The following is a 17,745-nucleotide window of genomic DNA, read 5'->3' on the forward strand; positions in this document are numbered from 1 at the left end:
CGCGGTTCGATGAGGCCATCCTAATCGCCCGGCAGCGCAACCGGGAGTAACAAGGTCGTCGCGAATCCGGGCAGCGGCGGCGTCATCCAGCGGCGCGCGCGTGCGCGGCCGAGCGCCTGCACCTTGCCGGTTTCCGCGAGCGCATCGAGCGCGCGCTGCACGGTGCGCTGGCTGGCGCCGAGCGCGAGCGCCAGCGCGGAGCTCGACCACGCTTCGCCGTCGGCGAGGAGCGCGAGCACGGCCGCGTGCCGATCGTCGACCGGGCGCGCGAGGACGACGGTGTCGCGCACGCCGAGCGGTTCGAGCGCGAAGCCGCGCGGTGTCGCGACGACGTTCGCGAGCGGGCGCAGCACCGCGCGCAGCCGGCCGATTTCGACACGCAGCCGCGCACGATGCGATTCGTCGGCCTGTTTCGCGCGGAACGCGGCGGCGACGAGCGCGTTTCTCGACACGTCGGCCGGCCACGCTTCGCCAAGCGCGCGGGCGAGCACGAACAGCACCGGACGCCGCGCGAGCGACACGGTCGTGCGCGCATCGCGCACCGTGTGGCGGCATGCGTCGACGACCAGCGAATTCGACTCGAACAGCGTCTCGACTTCGTCGAGCGACACGAGCCTCGACGTGCCGCGCGCGATGAGCCGCGCGGCCGGTGCGTCGAGTGCGAGCGCCGCGGTGTCGACCTCGGCCGTCAGCGCCGCGATGCCGGCGGCGCGCGCGGCTGTCCGCGCACGGTCGAGCGCCGCACGGGCCGCATGCGTGCGGATGCGGCGCATCGCGATGCCGGCTGCGATCAATTCATGGGCGGCGCGCGATGCGGGCGGCAGCGGCGCGGGATCGAGATGCGCAAGCAGCTGCTCGGCCTCGTCGAGATGGCCGATCAGCAGCAAGCGGCGCACGCCGAGATAGCGGGCATGCGCGACGTTCGCGTGGTCGCCGTGCGCGTCGAGCGTCGCGCAGGCCGCATCGAGCGCGCGCGTCGGCCAGTGCAGGTCGCGCGACGCGAGCGCGATCTCGGCTTCCGCGACGACGCAGCGCGCCCGCGCGACCGCTTCTTTCGCGCCGAATGCGCGTGCGGCGCCGCGCACGAGCGCGCGTGCACGGTCGAAATCGCCGAGCTGCGCGAGCGCGATCCCGCGCAGCGCGAGCGCCGGCGCATCGTCGCGCAGCGCGACGCGGTTCAGTGCGCCGAGCGCGTCACCGGCCGCGAGCGCGCGCGCGGCCGCCGTGATCAGCGAATCCATCCGAATCCCGACACACTTGTCACTCCCTCTGGCCCGATGCCGGCCACTAATCTAGCACCACGCACACGGCTCCGGATGCCGTGCCCGGATACCCATCGGAAGGAGGAACCTGCAATGACGACCCATCTCACCGGAACCCGCGACGAATGGCTGGCCGAACGTCGCGCGCTGCTCGACGCGGAAAAGGCGCTGACGCGGCAAAGCGACGAACTCGCGCGGCGGCGCCAGGCGCTGCCGTGGGTGCGCGTCGACAAGACTTACCGGTTCGATACCGAGGACGGGCAGGCGACGCTCGACGACCTGTTTCACGGCCGTTCGCAATTGCTCGTCTATCACTTCATGTTCGGCCCCGACTACAAGGCGGGCTGCCCGTCGTGCTCGGCGCTTGCCGACGGCTTCGACGGCTTCGCCGTGCATCTGGCGCACCACGACGTGACGCTCGCGGCCGTGTCGCGCGCGCCGCTCGCGAAACTGCTCGCATACTGGCAGCGGATGGGCTGGACGTTCCCGTGGGCGTCGTCGGTCGGCAGCGATTTCAACTTCGACTTCAACGTGTCGTTCACCGAAACGCAGCAGCGCGCGGGCGACGTCGAATACAACTATGCGCGGGCCGGCCATGCGATGGACATGGATCCGCCGCCGGCACCCGTCGTACAGTTCGCGGCCACGTGCGGCACCGACGCACGCACGTATTCGCTCGACCGGCCGGGAATGAGCGCATTCGTGCGCGAGGACGGCGCCGTCTATCACACGTATTCGACTTACGCGCGCGGCCTCGACGGGTTGTGGGGGATGTACCAGTGGCTCGATCGCGCGCCGCTCGGTCGCAACGAGGCCGGCCCGTGGTGGCGCCGTCACGACGAGTACGCGCGCGGCTGAGCGGGGGGCCACGGGCGGGAGCGCGTGATGACACGAATGACGACCGGGCCGAAAGCCGGCGAGACGGCCCCCGATCCCCGGGCGTTCTGCGTGGCGGTCGCGGCCGTGTTCGCGGTCGCCGCGATGGCGTTGCTGGCGCAGCACGCGTCGATGGCGGCGATGGGCGGCGAACCGATGCCCGGCGGCTGGATGGCGTCGGCCGCCTGGCTGCGGCCGTGCGGGCAGGGCGCCGGGCGCGCGTTCGCCGCGTTCGCCGGAATGTGGGGCGCGATGACGGTGACGATGATGCTGCCCGTGCTGGCGCCGCAGCTCTGGCATTACCGGCAGCGCATCGGCCCGCATGCGGCGGTGCGGTCGGCCTGGCTCGTCGTCGTCGCGGGGGCCGGATATTTCTCGGTCTGGATCGCGCTCGGCGCGCTCGTGTTTCCGGCCGGCGCCGCACTGACGACGGCCGCCGCGCGGCTGCCGACGCTCGCCCGGGCGATGCCGTTCGCAGCCGGCGCCGTCGTGCTGGCCGCGGGCGCGCTGCAATTCTCCGGGTGGAAGGCGCGCCGGCTCGCGTGCTGCCGGCACGCGGCGGCGCACGGCGGGCACGTGCCGCGGGTGGCGGCCGTCACGGCATGGCGGTACGGCCTGCGCGCAGCGATCCGATGCGGCGCGTGTTGCGGCAACCTGATGGCGGTCGCGCTGGCGGCCGGCATGATGGATCTGCGCATGATGGCCGCCGTCGCGGTGGCGATCGCCGCCGAACGCGTGGCGCCGGCCGGCGGGCGCGTCGCGCGGATCGTCGGGTACGCGGTGGCGGCGGCCGGCATCGCGATGGTGGCCCGCGCGGCCGGGCTGGCGTGAGGCGGGCAGGCAAGCCGCTTCGGCGGGTGTGTCGCCGGGCCGTGCGCGGACGCTGTCGTCGCGCCCGTGTAGCCCCGCCGCAACACGCGCACCTGCCGCCCGGCCTGATTGCGCGAATGGTTCGACGCGCCCGTGAAACGAAAAGCGATCGAAAACGAACCGAACGGCGATCCGAACGATTCGGCCCCCGAGCGGCCGAAACCGGCTAAGCCGTTGTTCGTGTTGTGAAAATTCGCGGCGCTTCGCGTATAATTCGCTTTTGCGCCCATAGGATTTGCCATGCGTCTGATCCAAAAAGCACTCACTTTCGATGACGTGCTCCTCGTTCCCGCCTTCTCCGACGTTCTCCCGCGCGACACCAGCCTCAAGACCAAGCTGACCCGCAACATCTCCCTGAACATGCCGCTCGTGTCCGCCGCGATGGACACGGTCACCGAAGGTCGCCTCGCGATCGCGATGGCGCAGCAGGGGGGCGTCGGTATCGTCCACAAGAACCTGACGCCGGCCGAACAGGCCCGCGAAGTCGCCAAGGTCAAGCGTTTCGAGTCGGGCGTCGTCCGCGACCCGATCACGGTGCCGCCGCAAATGAAGGTGCGCGACGTGATCGCGCTGTCGCGCCAGCATGGCATCTCGGGCTTCCCGGTCGTCGAAGGCCCGCAGCTCGTCGGTATCGTCACGAACCGCGACCTGCGTTTCGAAACGCGCCTCGACGAGCCGGTCAAGTCGATCATGACGCCGCGCGAGCGCCTCGTCACGGTCAAGGAAGGCACGCCGCTCGCCGAGGCGAAGGCGCTGATGCACAGCCACCGCCTCGAGCGCGTGCTGGTCGTCAACGACGCGTTCGAACTGCGCGGCCTGATGACCGTCAAGGACATCACGAAGCAGACCGAGCACCCGGACGCGTGCAAGGACGAACACGGCAAGCTGCGCGCAGGCGCGGCGGTCGGCGTCGGTCCGGACAACGAAGAACGCGTCGAGCTGCTGGTGCAGGCCGGCGTCGACGTGATCGTCGTCGATACCGCGCACGGTCACAGCAAGGGCGTGCTCGAGCGTGTGCGCTGGGTCAAGCAGAACTTCCCGCACGTCGAGGTGATCGGCGGCAACATCGCGACGGCCGCCGCCGCGAAGGCGCTCGTCGAATACGGCGCGGACGCGGTCAAGGTCGGCATCGGCCCGGGCTCGATCTGCACGACGCGGATCGTCGCGGGTGTCGGCGTGCCGCAGATCAGCGCGATCGCGAACGTCGCGGAAGCACTGAAGGGCACCGGCGTGCCGTGCATTGCCGACGGCGGCGTGCGCTTCTCGGGCGACGTGTCGAAGGCCCTCGCGGCCGGCGCGAACGCCGTGATGATGGGCAGCATGCTCGCGGGCACCGAAGAGGCGCCGGGCGACGTGTTCCTGTACCAGGGCCGCCAGTACAAGTCGTATCGCGGCATGGGCTCGGTCGGTGCGATGAAGGACGGCGCGGCGGACCGCTACTTCCAGGACAACTCGGCGAACATCGACAAGCTCGTGCCGGAAGGCATCGAAGGCCGCGTCGCGTACAAGGGTTCGGTCAACGCGATCCTGTTCCAGCTGGTCGGCGGCGTGCGCGCGAGCATGGGCTACTGCGGCTGCAAGACGATCGACGAGCTGCACGAGAAGGCCGAATTCGTCCAGATCACCGCGGCGGGCATGCGCGAGTCGCACGTGCACGACGTGCAGATCACGAAGGAAGCGCCGAACTACCACGTGGACTGATCGCCGATGAAACCGCTGCTGCGAGCCGTGCTGATCGTCGATGCCGTGCTGCTGCTGGCGTTCGGCGTGCTGTTCGTGCTGACGCCCTGGCAGGCGCTGTTCAACGCGCTGCAACTGGCGAACATCCAGCCGGCGATGCTCGGCCAGGCGTTCGGCATCGCGCTGCTCGGGCTCGCGTGGCTCGCGTTTCATGCGGCGTTCAACGGCGACCTCACGGCGCCCGTCGCGCGCGCGGTCGGCCATGTCAACTGGCTGACCGGCGTGCTGACGGTCGTGTGGTCGCTCGGCACCGGCAGCGGCCCCGCGCTCGCGGCCGCCGGCCGGGTGTTGTCGGCGGTGGCCGGAGTCGCGTTGATCCTGCTCGGCCTCGGCGGCGTGCGCCTCGCATCGGCCGTGCGCCGGCGCGAGAAAGCGCAGGCGCTCGAGGGCCGGGACGCGCAGCGTCCGGTCGAACCGGCGCGGGCTTCCGCCGTGCAGCCGCGGGTCGAGCCGGTCGTCAGCCGTCCGGTGGCGCCTTCGGCGCCGGCCGCGGCAGCCCCATCGGCCGCCTCCGAGCGCGCGTCAGGCAGCGTCGCGTTCGACGCGCGCCCGCCGTCGCAGGATTGACCGGCGATGCGTCGCGCGAGCCGCCTGCCGCCCGACGCCGCTATCCATGCTTTTGACGCAGCGCTTCGTGCGCTGCTTTTCTTATTCTCTTCATCCCGTCCGCAGCCATGCACGACAAAATCCTGATTCTCGACTTCGGTTCGCAAGTCACCCAACTGATCGCGCGCCGCGTGCGTGAAGCGCACGTCTACTGCGAAATCCATCCGAACGATGTGTCCGACGAATTCGTCCGCGAGTTCGCGCCGAAGGCGGTGATCCTGTCGGGCAGCCACGCGAGCACGTACGAAGACCATCAACTGCGCGCGCCGCAGGCCGTGTGGGATCTCGGCGTGCCGGTGCTCGGCATCTGCTACGGCATGCAGACGATGGCCGTGCAGCTCGGCGGCAAGGTCGAGTGGAGCGACCATCGCGAATTCGGCTACGCGGAAATGCGTGCGCACGGCCATACGCGCCTGCTCGACGGCCTCGAGGATTTCACGACGGCCGAAGGCCACGGGATGCTGAAGGTCTGGATGAGCCACGGCGACAAGGTGGCCGAGCTGCCGCCGGGCTTCGCGCTGATGGCGTCGACGCCGAGCTGCCCGATCGCCGGCATGGCCGACGAGGCGCGCGGCTACTACGCGGTGCAGTTCCATCCGGAAGTCACGCACACGGTGAAGGGTCGCCAGATCATCGAACGCTTCGTGCTGCAAATCGCCGGCGCGAAGCCCGACTGGATCATGAAGAACCACATCGAGGAAGCCGTCGCGAAGATCCGCGAGCAGGTCGGTGACGAGGAAGTGATTCTCGGCCTGTCGGGCGGTGTCGATTCGAGCGTCGCGGCCGCGCTGATCCATCGCGCGATCGGCGATCAGCTGACCTGCGTGTTCGTCGATCACGGCCTGCTGCGCCTGAACGAAGGCAAGATGGTGCTCGACATGTTCGAGGGCCGGCTGCATGCGAAGGTCGTGCACGTCGACGCGTCCGACCAGTTCCTCGGCCACCTGGCCGGCGTGACCGATCCGGAAGCGAAGCGCAAGATCATCGGCCGCGAGTTCGTCGAGGTGTTCCAGGCTGAAGCGCAGAAGCTGTCGAAGGCGAAGTGGCTCGCGCAGGGCACGATCTACCCGGACGTGGTCGAATCGGGCGGCACGAAGACGAAGAAGGCGACGACGATCAAGAGCCACCACAACGTCGGCGGCCTGCCGGAAACGCTCGGCCTGAAGCTGCTCGAGCCGCTGCGCGACCTGTTCAAGGACGAAGTGCGCGAGCTGGGTGTCGCGCTCGGCCTGCCGCCGGAGATGGTGTACCGCCATCCGTTCCCGGGCCCGGGCCTCGGCGTGCGGATTCTCGGCGAAGTGAAGCGCGAGTATGCGGACCTGCTGCGCCGTGCGGACGCGATCTTCATCGAGGAGCTGCGTGGCACGACCGCGACCGCGCAGGATGCGGCTGCGGGGCTGTGCGGCGAGGGCGATGTCGGCAAGAGCTGGTACGACCTGACGAGCCAGGCGTTCGCGGTGTTCCTGCCGGTCAAGTCGGTGGGCGTGATGGGCGATGGGCGCACATACGACTATGTGACGTCGCTGCGCGCGGTGCAGACGACCGACTTCATGACCGCGCATTGGGCGCATCTGCCGTATGCGTTGCTCGGCCGTGCGTCGAACCGGATCATCAACGAGGTGCGCGGGATCAACCGGGTCGTGTACGACATCTCGGGGAAGCCGCCGGCGACGATTGAGTGGGAGTGAGCATTCCGACTGAATCGCCGTTCGATTCCGCTTGTGCCGTTGCGCATCGTTTGATGTCGCGATAGTTCGCAAGCGGGAGGGCTGGTTCGGTTGGCGTGCTGCCCCGGCTCACGAGGAGCAAGAAGCGGCCTGGCAATTCAATTGCCAGGTCGTTTTGCGTTAACGCGTGCAGTCAGCCAGCGAGCGAGGTGTTTTCCGTTCCGGCATCGGATGCGTCACGTACACGCCCGCCCGAGCGACCGCAAATACATCGGCACCTTCGCCTTGGTCGTCGCCTGCACCCGCGACATCAACGCGTGATCGATCCGATCCAGTCCATAAGTCCGCGAAATTTCCTGCTGCAACCGGCACCAAAGATGCCCGGCCATCTCGGCATCGACCATCGCCCGGTGCGCACGGCCCGTTTGCGGCAGCCGCAGCATCTCGGCCAGGCTCGACAGGCGGTGACTCCGGGCGTCGGGATAGATCCGCCTCGCCACCAGCATCGTGCACGCAAACGGATGGTCGGCCGACATGCCGAGCATCCCCAGTTCCGACTGCCAGAAGCGCTTGTCGAAGCCGGCGTTGTGGGCGACGACCGCATGCTTGCCGACGAACGCCGCCGCTTCCTTCATGACTTCGGACGCGGGCGGCGCCGCCGCGATCATGTCGTTCGTGATGCCGGTGAGCGCAACGACATCGGACGGGATGCGTCGGCCGGCATTCATCAAGCTCTGGAAACGGTCGACGACCTGCCCGTCGCGCAGCAGGATGACGGCAATTTCGGTTGCGCGGTCGCCCAGATTCGGCGACAGCCCGGTGGTTTCGAAATCCAGTACCGCGACGGTTTGCATGGTTGAATTCAGGTGCGTCATCAGAGGGTGTCGAGTGTGGCCAAGAGGGTAGCATCTTCGGGCGCGCGAACGGTGGATTCGTCGAGCGGGAGCGAGCAGGCTACCGATTGACGATAATCGAATCTCGCTCCAGGCCAGATGGAGATGCTGCCGTGACTCAACTGACGCTACCCGGATTCGATGCGCCGCCGCCGGTTCCCGTGCACCGCTTCTTTTTCGCCGTGATGCCGGACCCGGCCACGGCGGCGCGCATTACTGGCCTTGTCGAAAGCATGCGGCTGGAGAAGGACAGCATGGTGGGCATCGAGCGTCTGCACATTACGCTGGGTTCTCTGGGCGACTTCGCCTATGTGCCGGGCGCTACCCTTGTACGGGCACGGGCGGTGGCGGACCGCATCGACGTGCCATCTTTCTCCGTGACGTTCGACAAGATCATCAGCTTCAACCGGCGGTCCGGTCGTCAGCCGCTGGTGCTGACGGGGAAGGCCGGACTGGAGGACTTGATCGATTTTCGACGGCAGTTGCGAGACGCGTTGAAACGGGCGGGTGTGCCTGTTTTTCCGTCGAGTTTTACCCCGCACGTGACGCTGCTGTATGGCGCACAGAGGCCCGATGAGTACCGGATCGAGCCGATTACCTGGACCGTGTTCGACTTCGCCCTGATCGATAGCTGGCTCGGCAAGTCGCACTACGACGTTTTGGGGCGCTGGCCGCTGACGACCGGTAGCCCGCCGGGATGATCTTCAGTCCCGATCGCCACCGCGATAACGAAGGTGAATCAGCGGATACGGCCGCCCCTGTCCATCCAGCTCCGATCGCCCGCAGCGCTCGAATCCGAGCCGTTCATAGAATCGCGCCGCCGCTTCGTTCTGTTCGTTGACGTCGGTCGACAGGTCGGGATGGCGTTTGAGCGCCTCTTCGACGAGCAACCGCCCGACTCCCGCGCGATGGTGCGCGGGATCGACGAACAGCGCTTCCATGTGGCTGCCGTCGAGCAGCATGAAGCCGATCGCGCGATCGCGCTCGTCGATGGCCAGATCGAGCGGTGCGCCCGGCAGAAATGCGACGACTTCGGACTCGATTGAACGACGATCGTCGTCGCTCAGGAAGTGATGCGTGGCATCGACGGCGGTGCGCCAGATATCTAGCACGCGTGCACCGTCGGCCTCGGTGGATTGTCGAATTCTGAGCATGGTTTGATGTGTGATGATTCGGCGCTCGGAGGCTAGCCGGCTCCATGACGGAGCGAACGCGTCGCGCCGATGCGCAAGCGACAGCGGAAGTGTCAGGCGAATGGCGGACGCGCGCGGCCCAGCATCGCCGCCCGCTCCATCGCCCGTCGCGCGACGTCCCGCACGCCCGCGCTCATCGGCAAATCGTCGCGGTCGAGTTCGTCGATGCCGAACCAGCGCGCGTCGAGCGCATCGTCGCCGGCGGCCGGCGTGCCGCGCAGCCACCTGCACAGCACCGCGATCATGACGAAATGCTGGCGCACGGCGCCGTGCGCATCGTAATCGAACGCATCCAGCGCGGTAAAGGCGTCGAGCGCTTCGACGTCGATCATCGTTTCTTCCGCGATCTCGCGCACGACCGCGTCCGCAAGCGGCTCGCCCGACTCGATCTTGCCGCCGGGAAAGCCCCAGCAACCTGCGTCGGGCGGATTCGCGCGGCGCACGAGCAACACATCGCGTTCGCGCAGCACGATGCCGATCACGGCGGGAACGGGGCGCAAGCAAGCAGCGTTGTCGGTTGCGGACATGGTCGCTCCTACCCGTCGATGGGAACGAACGCGTGCACGTACACACCGCTCATCGCGCGTCCCCGGTACGCCGTTCGATCGCACGAATCACGGCGACCATGTCGGCCGCGCCATGTCCGGCCTGCTCGGTCTCGCCGTAAAGCGCGTGGCAGATGTCCAGCAGCGGTGACGCGATGCCGATGCCGCGCGCGGATTCGGCGACGAGGCGCGCATTCTTCAGCACGTCGGTGATCGCGGCCTGCACCGAGAAATCTGCCGCGACGAGCTTGCCGAGCTTCACGCGCGACACGTCGCTGGCCATCGGGCCGGCATTCAGCACGTCGGCGAAGCGCGCGAGGTCGATACCATGGCGTTGCGCGAAGTGCGTGGCTTCGGCGAGACCGGTGACCATCGTGATCAGGAACAGGTTGACGGCGAGCTTCATCGTCAGCGCCGACGGCACGTCGCCGCACACGAAGCTGTCGCGGCACAGCGGCTTCACGAGCGCGCGGACGGCATCGACGTCGGTCGGCGCGCCGGCCAGCATCACGACGAGCTGCCCGGCTTCGGCCGGCTTGCGCGAGCCCGACACCGGCGCCTCGACGTAGCGGCCCGACGCGGCGGCGATGTCATCGGCGAGCGCGCGCGAATATTCGGGCGCATTCGTGCCCATGTTGACGATCGTGTGGCCGCCGACCCGGGCGGCAAAACCGGGCGTGCCGCGCGCGAGGGTGGCGTCGATTGCCGCGTCGTTCGCGAGCATCAGAATCACGGTGCGACAGGACGTGAACACTTCGTCGACGTTTTCGGCCACGCGTGCGCCGGCGTCGCGCAGTGCATCGTCGTTGCCGTGCGAGCGGCTCCACGCGACGAGCGGCGTGCCGGCCCGCGCGAGATTGAGCGCCATCGGCGTGCCCATCACGCCGAGACCGATGAATCCGACTGCGGTTTGCATGGTGCTGCTCCCACGGTAGCTGGCGACGATCGTGGGCGTCAGTATCGCAGCGTTTTCGCTTGCTGGCCATGTGGTCCGCGCGAGCGTGGAAGTCGCATCGTCGCCCCTACGTGAGGTCCGCCAGATACGGCCACGGATAAATGCCGCGTGCATGGCCGTCGCCGAACAGGAAGCGTACGCCGTAGCCGAGCGCTTCCATGCCGTCGAGTGTCAGGCCCGGCCGCGCGTCGATGTGGCCGCCGTCGAGCCGGACCTTTCGGCATTCCGCACACGGGCAATCGCTGCGCAACCGCGCATAGCCGATACGTTGCGTGGCGCCGTCGGGCCAGCGCAGCGTCAATGCGCGCGCCGGGTGATCGAGCGCGATGTCGGTCGGCGCGATCATCGCGATGCGTCGTCGATCTGTCCGATCGCGATCCGCACGGCCTTGCGGACGTCGGGGTCGCGATCGTCGAGTGCGTCGTGCAGCGCGGGCAGTGTCGCCCGGTCGCGCAATTCGCCGAGCGCGAGCGCGGCTTCCTTGCGCAGATTGCTGATCGCATGCGGGAGCAGCGCGACGACGGCCGATGCCGCGGCCGCATCGCGCAATTGCCCGAGCGCACGCACGGCGCGCACGCGCACTTGCCAGTAATCGTCGTCGAGCACGGCGACGAGCGGGTCGCGCGCAACGGCGGCGCGCAGCTTGCCGAGCGTGGCCGCCGCTTCCTCGCGCACCTGCCATTCAGTGTCACGCAGCGCCGCGAGCAACGCGGTGACGACCGCGGTATCGTCGGCCGCCGCAAACCCGATCGCGCTGACCGCGGCGCGCCGCACGTCCGCATCCGTGTCCGTGGTCGCGATGCGCGCGAGCGGCGACAGCGCGCGGCCGTCCTTGAGCCAGCCGAGCACGACGACCGCCTCGGTGCGTACGGCAGCGGCGCTCGCGTCGAGCGCGCGCAGCGCGGGTGCGAACGCGTCGGGGTCGCGCAACTCGCGCAAGCCGCGCAGCGCGGCGGCGCGCACGAACGGCTCGGGCCGGTCGGCCCACCGGCACAGCACGGCGCCCGATGCCGCGTCCTTCAGTTCGGACAGGCTTTGCGCGGCGGTCGCGCGCACGCCGTCGTCCGGATCGAGCAGCGCGTGGCACAGCGCGTCGACGACATCGGGCTGCTCCCACGCGTCGAGCACGCGTGCGGCCTCGCTGCGCACGTCGGCCGACGGGTCGCTGCGCAGCGCCGCGACGAACGACGGCACGAGTTCGGGCGCCTCGAGATCGGCGAGTTCGAGCAGCGCGATGCGACGCACCGACGCATCGGCTGCGGCGAGGCGCGCGACGAGCGCGGCATGATCGGCGTGATCGACGGTTGGCACGCCGGGCAGCGGGAAAGCGGAGGAAGAAGCGGTCATGGAGAAAAGTCGGTGCGGTGAATGGGCAATTGCGCTCGGGCCGCGTCGCGCAGCAGCGCGAGACAGCGGCGCTTGATGTCGATAAACACGGGCTCGGTCGTGCTGTCGTCGGTGCGCAGGTGGCGCGCCGTGTCAGCGCAGCAGGTAAGGGATGTCGACCTTGACCGCGCCGGTCGGGCAGTCGCGTTCGCACGGCATGCAGTACCAGCATTCGTCGAACTGCATGTACGCCTTGCCCTTGGAGACGTCGATCGCGAGCAGGTCGAGCGGGCACACGTCGACGCAGACGGTGCAGCCCTTGTCGGCGATGCACAGCGACTCGTCGATCGTCACGGGCGCGCTGCTGCGCTGGAAGGTGTCGTGCGGGGTATGGGGCATGGCAAGGTTCCTCACAGGGCGGCCGCGGGCGCGGCCGGTTCGCGGATGCGCAACTGCGCGTAGGCGCCGCGTTCGTCGTCGGCAAGCGGCACGACGTACGGTTCGACCGGCCGCTTCTCGCTGCGCATCGCGCCGGCGGCGTCCTTGCGCAGCCACGTGTGGCAGAACCATTCGGCATCGTCGCGGTGCGGAAAATCGACGCGATGGTGGTACAGCCCCCAGCGGCTCTCGGTGCGGAACAGCGATGCGCGCGCGGCCATTTCCGCGCAATCGCGGATCGCGCGCACTTCGGCCGCGCGCATCAGTTCGTGCGGGTTGTTCGCCTTGATTTCTTCGATATCCTCAGTGATTCCGTCAAAGCGTTGCAACCCGATTTCCATCTTGCGCGTCACTTTCGGCGGTTGCAGGTAGTCGTTCACCATGCGGCGCAGCTTGTACTCGACCTGCGCCGGCGCCAGGCCGCGCTCGCGCAGCAGCGGCGCGAGCGCGCGGGTGCGCTCGGCATCGACCTGTTCGTCGTCCACCGGCGCGTGTTCGCGGCCGGCCACGTAGTCGGCCGCGTGTTGCCCGGCGAACCAGCCGTACGTAAACGCGCCGAGCATGTAGTTGTGCGGGACGGCCGCCATGTCGCCGGCCGCGTACAACCCCGGCACGGTCGTCTCCGCACGTGCGTTCACGTACACGCCCGATGCGCTGTGGCCGCTGCAGAAGCCGATCTCGGAGATGTGCATCTCGACCATCTGGCTGCGGTAGTCGGTGCCGCGCCCCGCATGGAAGCGGCCGCGGCTCGGCCGCTCGTTGGTATGCAGGATCTGCTCGATGGTCCGGATCGTTTCCTCCGCGAGATGGTCGAGCTTCAGGAACACGGGACCGTTGCCGCTCTGCAGTTCCTGGTAGAACTCCCACATCATCTGGCCGCTCCAGTAGTCGCATTCGATGAAGCGTTCGCCCTTGCCGTTCGCGGTGAAGCCGCCCAAGGGGCCCGTCACGTACGCGCACGCCGGGCCGTTGTAATCCTTGATCAGCGGATTGATCTGGAAGCATTCGAGGTTCGCGAGCGCGGCGCCCGCGTGATAGGCCATCGCGTAGCCGTCGCCCGCGTTGGTCGGATTCTCGTACGTGCCCATCAGGTAGCCCGACGCCGGCAGGCCGAGGCGGCCGGCCGCGCCGCAGCAGAGAATCACGGCCTTCGCGCGGATCACGTGGAAATCGGCGGTGCGGCAGTCGAAGCCGAGCACGCCGCTCGCGCGACCCTGTGCGTCGGTCAGCACGCGCGTCGCGACGATCCGGTTCGTGATCGCGATGCGGGCGCGCTTCAGTTGCCGGTACAGCACCTTCTTGATGTCGTGGCCTTCCGGCATCGGCAGCACGTACGAGCCCATGTGGTGGACCTTCTTCACCGCGTAGTCGCCGGTGCCGTCCTTCTCGAACTTCACGCCCCAGCGGTCGAGTTGCTCGATCGTCGCGAAGCTGTGCGTCGCGTACGCGTACACGGCTTCCTGGTCGACGATCCCGTCGTTGGCGATCGTGATCTCGCGCGTGTACTGCTCGGGCGTCGCATGGCCGGGAATCACCGCGTTGTTCAGGCCGTCCATCCCCATCGAGATCGCGCCGCTGCGTTTGACGTTGGCCTTCTCGAGCAGCAGCACGCGCAGCGACGGATCGCGCTCCTTCGCCTTGATGGCCGCCATCGGGCCGGCCGTGCCGCCGCCGACCACGACGATGTCGTATTCGTGCACATGGGTATTCATCGCGGGTTCCTTGCAGGTTTGCGCGCCTTCTGCCGGTCGACGCGCAACCGGTACTGGAAGGCGTCGCCGCGGAAGTAGAGGTATTCGTAGTCGAGCGGCGCGCCCGACGCGTCGTGCGTGAGGCGCTCGATGCGCAGCACCGGGCTGCTTTCCTCGACGTGCAGCGCGTCGACGATGTCGTCGTCCGCGAGGATCGCGTCGATCGACACGTCGGCATGGCCGAGCGGGATGCCGCAGTCGTTCTCCAGGATCAGGAAGATGTCGCGGGTCGCGAGATCGGCGCCGGCGAGACGCTTGCCGAGCGCTTCCGGCACCCAGGTCTGTTCGAGCGACACGGGTTCGCGGTTCAGCAGCCGCACGCGATGGATCTCGACGAGCGGCGCGCCTTCGGGCACGTTCAGCTTCGTCGCGAGATGGCGATCGGCCTTCACCGTGCGCAGGCTGCGCAACTGGTTGACGATCTCGTAGCCCATCGACGACATCGCCTCCGCGAAGCCCTGCAGCGACGTCACGTTCTGGAACGCCTTCGGCTTCGACACGAACGTGCCCTTGCCGTGCAGCTTGAACAGCAGGCCTTCCTTCTGCAGGTCGCCGAGCGCCTGGCGCACCGTGATGCGGCTGACGTCGAACATCGCGCAGAGCGCGTGCTCGGACGGCATCCGGCTGTGCGGCGCGTAGGTGCCGTCGAGAATGCGCGTGCGCAGCGTGTCCTTGATCTGCACGTAGAGCGGGGCCGCGGACAACGGCACGACGTTGGGTGGGGGCATCGGTCAACTTGTTATGACAAGATGGGGCGAGTGTAGCCAGCGCGAGTGCGTGCCCCAACCAACGATTTCTGATTTCGAATTTCCCGTTGAGGAAAAGTGGGGCGCGCGATCCGACCCTTGCGAGCCGAGCGGATTCGCCCAAAATAAAAAATTCGCGCCCCATGCGGCGCGCATGTCGATTTCCCGATGTGCCGCCCGTCGTATCGATATCGACCGGGCAGTGCGCCGCGCCATGCGGCCGGCAGCCGGTTGCCGCGAATGGCGCAACGAACGAGGAGAAGCCACATGACACGCCACATGCCGGATTCCCGATACCGCTGGGTGATCGTCGCCGCGGGCGGCCTGATGGGCTGCGTCGCGATCGGCGCGATGTTTTCGTTGCCGGTGTTCCTGCGGGCTATCGCGCGCGATACGGGCTGGTCGATGACCGGCATCTCCGCCGCGATGACGCTCGGCTTCATCGCGATGGCCTTCGCGAGCCTGGCGTGGGGCAGCCTGTCGGACCGCGTCGGCACGCGGCCGGTCGTCATCGCGGGCGCCGTACTGCTGTCGGCGAGCCTCGCGCTGGCGAGCCGCGCGCCGTCGCTGCTCGCGTTCCAGCTGACCTTCGGCCTGGCCGTCGGCGGTGCGACGGCCGCGATATTCGCGCCGATGATGGCGTGCGTGACCGGCTGGTTCGACACGCACCGCAGCCTCGCGGTCTCGCTCGTGTCGGCCGGCATGGGGATGGCGCCGATGACGATGGCGCCGCTCGCTGCGTGGCTCGTGTCGGTGCGCGACTGGCGCACGTCGATGCTGCTGATCGCCGCGCTGGCGGCCGTCGTGATGATTCCGGTGTCGCTGCTGGTGCGCCGGGCGCCCGCGCTCGATCCCGAATCCGCGCACGCGGCGGCTGCGCCGGCGTCCGCCGGCGCGCCCGCCGCGATGTCGGTCGCGGATGCGCTGCGCTCGCCGCAGTTCATGGTGCTCGTGCTGACCAACTTCTTCTGCTGCGCGACGCATTCGGGCCCGATCTTCCATACGGTCAGCTACGCGGTGACCTGCGGGATTCCGCTGATCGTCGCGGTGTCGATCTACAGCGTCGAAGGACTCGCGGGCATGGGCGGCCGGATCGCGTTCGGGATCCTCGGCGACCGGCTCGGCGCGAAGCGCATGCTGGTGGCGGGGCTGCTCGCGCAGGCGCTCGGCGCGCTCGGCTACTACTTCGTGCGCACGCTCGACGGCTTCTACGCGGTCGCGACGCTGTTCGGTTTCATCTATGCGGGCGTGATGCCGCTGTATTCCGTGCTCGCGCGCGAGAATTTCCCGCTGCGGATGATGGGCACCGTGATCGGCGGCTGCGCGATGGCCGGCAGCCTCGGGATGGCCGCGGGCCCGGTCGCCGGCGGCCTGATCGTCGATGCGTTCGGCAGCTATGGCCGGCTGTACCTCGGCTCGTTCGCGATCGGGATCGGCGCGTTCCTGATCGCGACGATGTTCCGCCCGTTCGCGAAGGCGCGGCCGGAAACCGTGGCTGCGTAATCGGGCAGCGGAAGCGACGCGCGTCGCATTTTCACGCGATCGACGGCGGCCGGCCGCATCGACGTGGATAAAAAATGGGCCCGGATACGCGTTCCATTTGCACGCGTCCAAACCGCGCTCAGCCTGCTGCTGCGCAGCAGAGCGGCAACTGACGGCGATCGGCGCGCATGCGCGGCGATTCGGCCCCTAAAACCACAATATCGAGCATGTATTCGAAGGGCCTGTCATACCGGCGTCACCCTGCTAGAATTCGCCCTGCCGCATTGTTCCGATTGACTGATGAGACTGCTTGACGCCCTGGTCGAACAACGTATTGCCGCCGCCGCCGCGCGGGGCGAGTTCGACGATTTGCCGGGTACCGGCGCGCCGCAGGCGCTGGATGACGACCTGCTCGTGCCCGAGGAGGTGCGGGTGGCCAACCGTATCCTGAAGAACGCGGGCTTCGTGCCGCCGGCCGTCGAGCAACTGCGCGCGCTGCGCAACCTGCACGACGAAGTGCAGGCGGTCAGCGACCGTGCCGCGCGTTGCCGGCTGCAGGCGAAGATTCTCGCGCTCGACATGGCGCTCGAATCGCTGCGCGGCGGCCCGATGGTGATGCCGCGCGACTACTGCCGGCGCATCGCGGAACGCCTGTGCGAGCGCGGGCTCGACGACGCGCCCGCCGAAGCGGGGACGATGTGACGTCCGACGCGCTGCACGACGCAGCACGCTCTGCAGCCGCCGCGGCCGCTGACCCCGCCGCCGATTCTCCCGTTCACGAAACCGCGCCCGTCGCGGCGCGCGACCTCCATTTCATGCGTCTTGCGCAGGCTGCCGCCGAAGAGGCGCGCGCGGCCGGCGAAGTGCCGGTCGGCGCGGTGCTCGTGCGCGGCGACGAAGTGATCGCCCGCGGCTTCAACCATCCGATTGGCGGGCACGACCCGTCCGCGCATGCCGAAATGGCCGCGCTGCGCATGGCCGCGCAGCAGTTGCAGAATTACCGGATGCCCGGCTGCGAGCTGTACGTGACGCTCGAGCCGTGCCTGATGTGCGCAGGCGCGATCATGCACGCGCGCATCGCGCGGGTCGTCTACGGCGCGGCCGACCCGAAGACGGGCGCGTGCGGCAGCGTGATCGATGCCTTCGCGAATCCGCAACTGAATCACCATACCGAAGTGACCGGCGGCGTGCTCGCCGACGAGTGCGGCGCCGCGCTGAAGTCGTTCTTCGCCGAGCGCCGTCGCGCGCTGCGCGAAGCGCGGCTTGCCCGCGACGCCGAATCCGGCGCGTCATAGGCCGCCGCTCGCCGCTCGCCGCTCGCCGCTCGCCGCGCCCGGCGTCCCGGGCGTGCACGGTTTTCGTGAACCGGACACGGTTCGGTCCCTCTAAGCAGGT

19 protein-coding genes are annotated in these 17,745 nt (G+C 68.6%); 9 read left to right on the top strand and 10 right to left on the bottom strand.

From position 1 onward, the window contains the following. Positions 1-20: 20 nt before the first annotated feature. On the bottom strand, positions 21-1,241 hold the full coding sequence (locus J8I35_RS26595) for a helix-turn-helix domain-containing protein (protein WP_124637758.1): 1,221 nt from the start codon (positions 1,239-1,241) through the stop codon (positions 21-23). A 114-nt stretch (positions 1,242-1,355) separates the two neighbouring features. On the opposite strand from J8I35_RS26595, the gene J8I35_RS26600 reads away from it, so the two are divergent. The 5 genes from J8I35_RS26600 (at position 1,356) to guaA (ending at position 7,042) form a co-directional block, all read left to right on the top strand. Continuing rightward, positions 1,356-2,120 (top strand): DUF899 domain-containing protein, encoded by a 765-nt coding sequence (locus tag J8I35_RS26600; RefSeq protein ID WP_209927768.1) that lies wholly within the window; start codon positions 1,356-1,358, stop codon positions 2,118-2,120. A gap of 27 nt (positions 2,121-2,147) precedes the next feature. Then, entirely contained in the window at positions 2,148-2,969 is an 822-nt protein-coding gene (locus J8I35_RS26605; protein WP_209927770.1) for a DUF2182 domain-containing protein, read from the top strand. A gap of 279 nt (positions 2,970-3,248) precedes the next feature. After that, complete coding sequence (gene guaB / locus J8I35_RS26610) at positions 3,249-4,709, top strand: IMP dehydrogenase (protein WP_050012882.1); 1,461 nt, start codon at positions 3,249-3,251, stop codon at positions 4,707-4,709. Between the two features lie 6 nt (positions 4,710-4,715). Continuing rightward, entirely contained in the window at positions 4,716-5,315 is a 600-nt protein-coding gene (locus J8I35_RS26615; RefSeq protein WP_089488562.1) for a hypothetical protein, read from the top strand. Positions 5,316-5,422: 107 nt separating this feature from the next. Then, positions 5,423-7,042 carry a glutamine-hydrolyzing GMP synthase gene (guaA, locus tag J8I35_RS26620; protein WP_209927772.1) on the top strand — a complete coding sequence of 540 codons (1,620 nt, stop codon included), beginning with the start codon at positions 5,423-5,425 and terminating at the stop codon, positions 7,040-7,042. Between the two features lie 215 nt (positions 7,043-7,257). Here the strand turns inward: guaA and J8I35_RS26625 are convergent, their stop codons facing one another. Then, on the bottom strand, positions 7,258-7,875 hold the full coding sequence (locus J8I35_RS26625; RefSeq protein ID WP_209927789.1) for a 3'-5' exonuclease: 618 nt from the start codon (positions 7,873-7,875) through the stop codon (positions 7,258-7,260). A 152-nt stretch (positions 7,876-8,027) separates the two neighbouring features. Between J8I35_RS26625 and J8I35_RS26630 the strand changes: the two genes are divergently transcribed. After that, on the top strand, positions 8,028-8,615 hold the full coding sequence (locus tag J8I35_RS26630; RefSeq protein WP_348522284.1) for a 2'-5' RNA ligase family protein: 588 nt from the start codon (positions 8,028-8,030) through the stop codon (positions 8,613-8,615). A gap of 3 nt (positions 8,616-8,618) precedes the next feature. Here J8I35_RS26630 and J8I35_RS26635 read toward each other — a convergent pair whose 3' ends face one another. The 8 genes from J8I35_RS26635 to J8I35_RS26670 all read right to left on the bottom strand — a co-directional run bounded on the left by J8I35_RS26635 (position 8,619) and on the right by J8I35_RS26670 (position 14,850). Then, positions 8,619-9,068 (bottom strand): acetyltransferase, encoded by a 450-nt coding sequence (locus tag J8I35_RS26635; RefSeq protein WP_209927774.1) that lies wholly within the window; start codon positions 9,066-9,068, stop codon positions 8,619-8,621. Positions 9,069-9,160: 92 nt separating this feature from the next. Continuing rightward, positions 9,161-9,634 (bottom strand): NUDIX hydrolase, encoded by a 474-nt coding sequence (locus tag J8I35_RS26640; protein WP_080334221.1) that lies wholly within the window; start codon positions 9,632-9,634, stop codon positions 9,161-9,163. Between the two features lie 49 nt (positions 9,635-9,683). Then, complete coding sequence (locus J8I35_RS26645; protein WP_348522285.1) at positions 9,684-10,721, bottom strand: NAD(P)-dependent oxidoreductase; 1,038 nt, start codon at positions 10,719-10,721, stop codon at positions 9,684-9,686. Continuing rightward, positions 10,675-10,953, bottom strand: coding sequence for a gamma-butyrobetaine hydroxylase-like domain-containing protein (locus J8I35_RS26650; RefSeq protein WP_050013327.1), 279 nt, complete (start codon positions 10,951-10,953; stop codon positions 10,675-10,677). The genes J8I35_RS26645 and J8I35_RS26650 overlap by 47 nt, the downstream gene beginning before the upstream one ends. After that, positions 10,950-11,954 (bottom strand): HEAT repeat domain-containing protein, encoded by a 1,005-nt coding sequence (locus J8I35_RS26655; RefSeq protein WP_124651537.1) that lies wholly within the window; start codon positions 11,952-11,954, stop codon positions 10,950-10,952. Before J8I35_RS26655 ends, J8I35_RS26650 begins: the two co-directional genes overlap by 4 nt. Positions 11,955-12,086: 132 nt before the next feature. Beyond that, positions 12,087-12,332, bottom strand: coding sequence for a ferredoxin family protein (locus J8I35_RS26660; protein WP_050013325.1), 246 nt, complete (start codon positions 12,330-12,332; stop codon positions 12,087-12,089). Between the two features lie 11 nt (positions 12,333-12,343). Further along, complete coding sequence (locus tag J8I35_RS26665) at positions 12,344-14,083, bottom strand: fumarate reductase/succinate dehydrogenase flavoprotein subunit (protein WP_209927776.1); 1,740 nt, start codon at positions 14,081-14,083, stop codon at positions 12,344-12,346. Beyond that, positions 14,080-14,850 carry a GntR family transcriptional regulator gene (locus tag J8I35_RS26670; RefSeq protein ID WP_209927778.1) on the bottom strand — a complete coding sequence of 257 codons (771 nt, stop codon included), beginning with the start codon at positions 14,848-14,850 and terminating at the stop codon, positions 14,080-14,082. Before J8I35_RS26670 ends, J8I35_RS26665 begins: the two co-directional genes overlap by 4 nt. A gap of 297 nt (positions 14,851-15,147) precedes the next feature. Here J8I35_RS26670 and J8I35_RS26675 point away from each other — a divergent pair, with 297 nt between their 5' ends. The 3 genes from J8I35_RS26675 (at position 15,148) to tadA (ending at position 17,645) form a co-directional block, all read left to right on the top strand. Continuing rightward, positions 15,148-16,371, top strand: a complete 1,224-nt coding sequence (locus tag J8I35_RS26675; RefSeq protein ID WP_050013322.1) for an MFS transporter — start codon at positions 15,148-15,150, stop codon at positions 16,369-16,371. A gap of 279 nt (positions 16,372-16,650) precedes the next feature. Next, entirely contained in the window at positions 16,651-17,052 is a 402-nt protein-coding gene (locus J8I35_RS26680) for a DnaJ family domain-containing protein (RefSeq protein ID WP_027784729.1), read from the top strand. Further along, the gene (gene tadA / locus J8I35_RS26685) at positions 17,049-17,645 is read left to right on the top strand and encodes a tRNA adenosine(34) deaminase TadA (protein WP_050013321.1); all 597 of its coding nucleotides are present in this window, start codon (positions 17,049-17,051) and stop codon (positions 17,643-17,645) included. Before J8I35_RS26680 ends, tadA begins: the two co-directional genes overlap by 4 nt. The last annotated feature ends 100 nt before the right edge of the window (positions 17,646-17,745 follow it).

Origin of the sequence: Burkholderia sp. CpTa8-5 (genome assembly GCF_017815045.1) — a bacterium.
GTDB lineage: Bacteria > Pseudomonadota > Gammaproteobacteria > Burkholderiales > Burkholderiaceae > Burkholderia > Burkholderia sola.

What these genes read in the sequence shown, in the direction of transcription:
- J8I35_RS26595 (WP_124637758.1), bottom strand. Translation starts at nt 1,241, where the DNA reads ATGGATTCGCTGATCACGGCGGCCGCGCGCGCGCTCGCGGCCGGTGAC.
- J8I35_RS26600 (WP_209927768.1), top strand. Translation starts at nt 1,356, where the DNA reads ATGACGACCCATCTCACCGGAACCCGCGACGAATGGCTGGCCGAACGT.
- J8I35_RS26605 (WP_209927770.1), top strand. Translation starts at nt 2,148, where the DNA reads ATGACACGAATGACGACCGGGCCGAAAGCCGGCGAGACGGCCCCCGAT.
- guaB (WP_050012882.1), top strand. Translation starts at nt 3,249, where the DNA reads ATGCGTCTGATCCAAAAAGCACTCACTTTCGATGACGTGCTCCTCGTT.
- J8I35_RS26615 (WP_089488562.1), top strand. Translation starts at nt 4,716, where the DNA reads ATGAAACCGCTGCTGCGAGCCGTGCTGATCGTCGATGCCGTGCTGCTG.
- guaA (WP_209927772.1), top strand. Translation starts at nt 5,423, where the DNA reads ATGCACGACAAAATCCTGATTCTCGACTTCGGTTCGCAAGTCACCCAA.
- J8I35_RS26625 (WP_209927789.1), bottom strand. Translation starts at nt 7,875, where the DNA reads ATGCAAACCGTCGCGGTACTGGATTTCGAAACCACCGGGCTGTCGCCG.
- J8I35_RS26635 (WP_209927774.1), bottom strand. Translation starts at nt 9,068, where the DNA reads ATGCTCAGAATTCGACAATCCACCGAGGCCGACGGTGCACGCGTGCTA.
- J8I35_RS26640 (WP_080334221.1), bottom strand. Translation starts at nt 9,634, where the DNA reads ATGTCCGCAACCGACAACGCTGCTTGCTTGCGCCCCGTTCCCGCCGTG.
- J8I35_RS26645 (WP_348522285.1), bottom strand. Translation starts at nt 10,721, where the DNA reads ATGCACGCGGCATTTATCCGTGGCCGTATCTGGCGGACCTCACGTAGG.
- J8I35_RS26650 (WP_050013327.1), bottom strand. Translation starts at nt 10,953, where the DNA reads ATGATCGCGCCGACCGACATCGCGCTCGATCACCCGGCGCGCGCATTG.
- J8I35_RS26655 (WP_124651537.1), bottom strand. Translation starts at nt 11,954, where the DNA reads ATGACCGCTTCTTCCTCCGCTTTCCCGCTGCCCGGCGTGCCAACCGTC.
- J8I35_RS26660 (WP_050013325.1), bottom strand. Translation starts at nt 12,332, where the DNA reads ATGCCCCATACCCCGCACGACACCTTCCAGCGCAGCAGCGCGCCCGTG.
- J8I35_RS26665 (WP_209927776.1), bottom strand. Translation starts at nt 14,083, where the DNA reads ATGAATACCCATGTGCACGAATACGACATCGTCGTGGTCGGCGGCGGC.
- J8I35_RS26670 (WP_209927778.1), bottom strand. Translation starts at nt 14,850, where the DNA reads ATGCCCCCACCCAACGTCGTGCCGTTGTCCGCGGCCCCGCTCTACGTG.
- J8I35_RS26675 (WP_050013322.1), top strand. Translation starts at nt 15,148, where the DNA reads ATGCCGGATTCCCGATACCGCTGGGTGATCGTCGCCGCGGGCGGCCTG.
- J8I35_RS26680 (WP_027784729.1), top strand. Translation starts at nt 16,651, where the DNA reads ATGAGACTGCTTGACGCCCTGGTCGAACAACGTATTGCCGCCGCCGCC.